Origin of the sequence: Okeania sp. SIO2B9, assembly GCF_010672505.1 — a bacterium.
GTDB lineage: Bacteria > Cyanobacteriota > Cyanobacteriia > Cyanobacteriales > Microcoleaceae > Okeania > Okeania hirsuta.
In genome coordinates this window covers 1-2,386 of the sequence record NZ_JAAHGK010001180.1, presented here as the reverse complement: position 1 = coordinate 2,386, position 2,386 = coordinate 1, and the positions used below count along the sequence as shown (strand labels likewise).

Below are 2,386 nucleotides of genomic sequence, written 5' to 3'. Positions count from 1 at the left end.
AGGCATAAATCGCTTTAAGCGCATTGATGACTTAGGATATGATTGGAGTGATTTATTGGTTACAAATATAGCTAAAAGAATCAATAAATTTATTGGTAAAAATAGCGTGATAACTCGCTTAAATACATCCAACGCCCATTTTTGGATACTTAGTTATAAATCAAATATTTTTGTAGGAAAGTTCCATATAACTTCCCTACTCTTCCCTCAACCAAACTCCCCACCCTTTATAGTATTAATTTAATCATTTACATGAAGAGTAATCTTGTTATCTTGAAGTTTCTCTGATATCCAGCGCTCAAATAATTCACCGTCTAATTTTTTCCTAATTTCAGGATTATCTAAAGAGGCACCTTGTAACTGCTCTAACCTAAATAAACTCCAAAACTTATTAGTCTGAAATGGTCCTAAAATCTCTCCAGGATTAGCTGTATTAACACTATTTCTCAAATCTTCTGGCAAACTACTTAAACTAACAGCACCCATAATACCATTAAAATTTTTATCATTTGTCACTGAATATTCCTTGGCTAAATCTTCAAACCTGCTACCTTCTTCCACAATTTTTCGACGCAAAGCATCTGCTAATTCTTTATCTCCCACCACAATTCTAGATAAAATTACATAATCTAAACCTGCTTTCCGTTCATTAAAATATGTTTCTATTTTCTCTACAGTAACTGAGTCTTTTAATTGCTTTAGTTTAAAAGAATTTTCTATCTGTGATTCTAAAGCATTATAGTTAATTCGATTCTGTTGTAGCCATTCTTGAAATTTTTTTTGGTCTTCCAGCTTTCTTTGCAATCTAAAATCAATCATAGCCTGTTGAATAACAGCCGGATTTACATTAATATCTTCCCTAGATTGCAATTCTTTTTCTATCACATATTGACGGACAATTTCTGTGACAAAAGATTGTAATTTTCCAGATGCTTGTAAATATCTTAAACCTTGCCCCCAAGATAATTGTTCTTCACCTATAGTTAATAGTGGTTTAGATTCCATTTTTAATATTCCATTCTTTAGCTAATCTTGCTCCAGATTTTAGTCTATCTCAACTAATCATTTTTTCAATCTGCCTTTACTAAATCTTCTTGAAGAAGGAAGAAGGAAGAAGAAAGAAGGAAGGACTGAAGGACTGAAAAAGTGGATGGGGATAGTCAACGACCGACCACTTCCTGTCTACAAACCCCAAGTAATTGTCCACACCCTGTAGACGGCGGGGTATTAAACCCAACATCAAAAGATAATACGTTTTAGTTAAATTACTGAAGTTAGAGCATATGAGCATTTCCTGCGTAATACTACGCAAACAGCTAGCTCACTGTCAATAGACTGTTTTAGCCAATTTTTGTAGTAATACTTGACTCTGACTTAATTAGTAAAGCTTTTATCTAAAACTGCTGATAGCTGATAGCTGACGGCTGAATGCTTACTAGAGCATAGTACCAAACTATGGCTAATAAAATTGCAGCGATCGCCCCGATTAAAGTATTAATAATATTTACTATTTCATTGGTTAACCATTCAAACTGAGATTGTACAGTTGCCCCAATCACACTTTCTAAATTAGTAGCAATAAAGGCTGCTAATACACAAAAAGCTATTCCTGTCAAGTCAATTAAACCTACAGACCAACCAACCAGAGCGATCGCCACGGAAGCTACGATACCAGCTAAAGTCCCTTCTAAACTCACAGCACCCTCGGTTCCCCGTGGTACTGGTTGTAGAGTTGTAATTAAAAAAGTCCGCTTACCATAAGCTTTTCCTACTTCACTAGCACAAGTATCAGAAAGCTTAGTGCTAAAACTAGCTACATAACCCAACATTAGTAAAAATGGTAAATTTTCTATGGGAGGATGATTCGGGTATAACAGACCAATGATCCAAACTCCCACAGCACAGATAGCAGCAGTCAGAGCTGAACCCCAAACATTTTCTGGCCCTCTAGCTCCTTCTCGCTTTTCTGCAATTCCGGCCGCCTGTTTTTGGGCCATTCCAATGCGGGTAACACCGGAGCCTACTAAAAAATAAAAGGCCACCACTAGATATCCAGGCCAACCCAAACTACCCCAAATTATTACTCCTAATATCCAAGCATGAAGTATTCCTGCTGGGGTTAACAATTTTTTAGGGGCAAAATAAACGAGACTGAGTAAGATAGTATTTAAGCTGATAGCTATTAGCCAAGGATTTATAGAATTAATTGCAGAAAACATAGTATCTACTCATTGGAAACATCTATTCTAATTTTAACTGGAAGGAAGAAAGAAGAGTATGGAAAAAAAGTAAGGGTCATTTCAGTTCTCAGTTATCAGTTATCAGTACCTCTGCAATCAGGAGGCTTGACATCAGGAATATTCTCTTTTTTTATCCCCTTAAAAGG

3 protein-coding genes are annotated in these 2,386 nt (G+C 35.9%); 1 reads left to right on the top strand and 2 read right to left on the bottom strand.

Annotated features, from left to right (window positions below; all coding sequences use genetic code 11):
• On the top strand, positions 1 to 244 hold a 244-nt coding region (locus F6K13_RS28660; RefSeq protein ID WP_287289239.1), incomplete at its 5' end, for a hypothetical protein.
• Here the strand turns inward: F6K13_RS28660 and F6K13_RS28655 are convergent.
• Entirely contained in the window at positions 241 to 1,005 is a 765-nt protein-coding gene (locus tag F6K13_RS28655) for a peptidyl-prolyl cis-trans isomerase (protein WP_124145153.1), read from the bottom strand. The genes F6K13_RS28660 and F6K13_RS28655 overlap by 4 nt on opposite strands.
• A 389-nt stretch (positions 1,006 to 1,394) precedes the next feature.
• Positions 1,395 to 2,219, bottom strand: a complete 825-nt coding sequence (locus tag F6K13_RS28650) for a TIGR00297 family protein (RefSeq protein ID WP_124145152.1) — start codon at positions 2,217 to 2,219, stop codon at positions 1,395 to 1,397.
• Between the last annotated feature and the right edge of the window lie 167 nt (positions 2,220 to 2,386).

What these genes read in the sequence shown, in the direction of transcription:
- F6K13_RS28655 (WP_124145153.1), bottom strand. Translation starts at nt 1,005, where the DNA reads ATGGAATCTAAACCACTATTAACTATAGGTGAAGAACAATTATCTTGG.
- F6K13_RS28650 (WP_124145152.1), bottom strand. Translation starts at nt 2,219, where the DNA reads ATGTTTTCTGCAATTAATTCTATAAATCCTTGGCTAATAGCTATCAGC.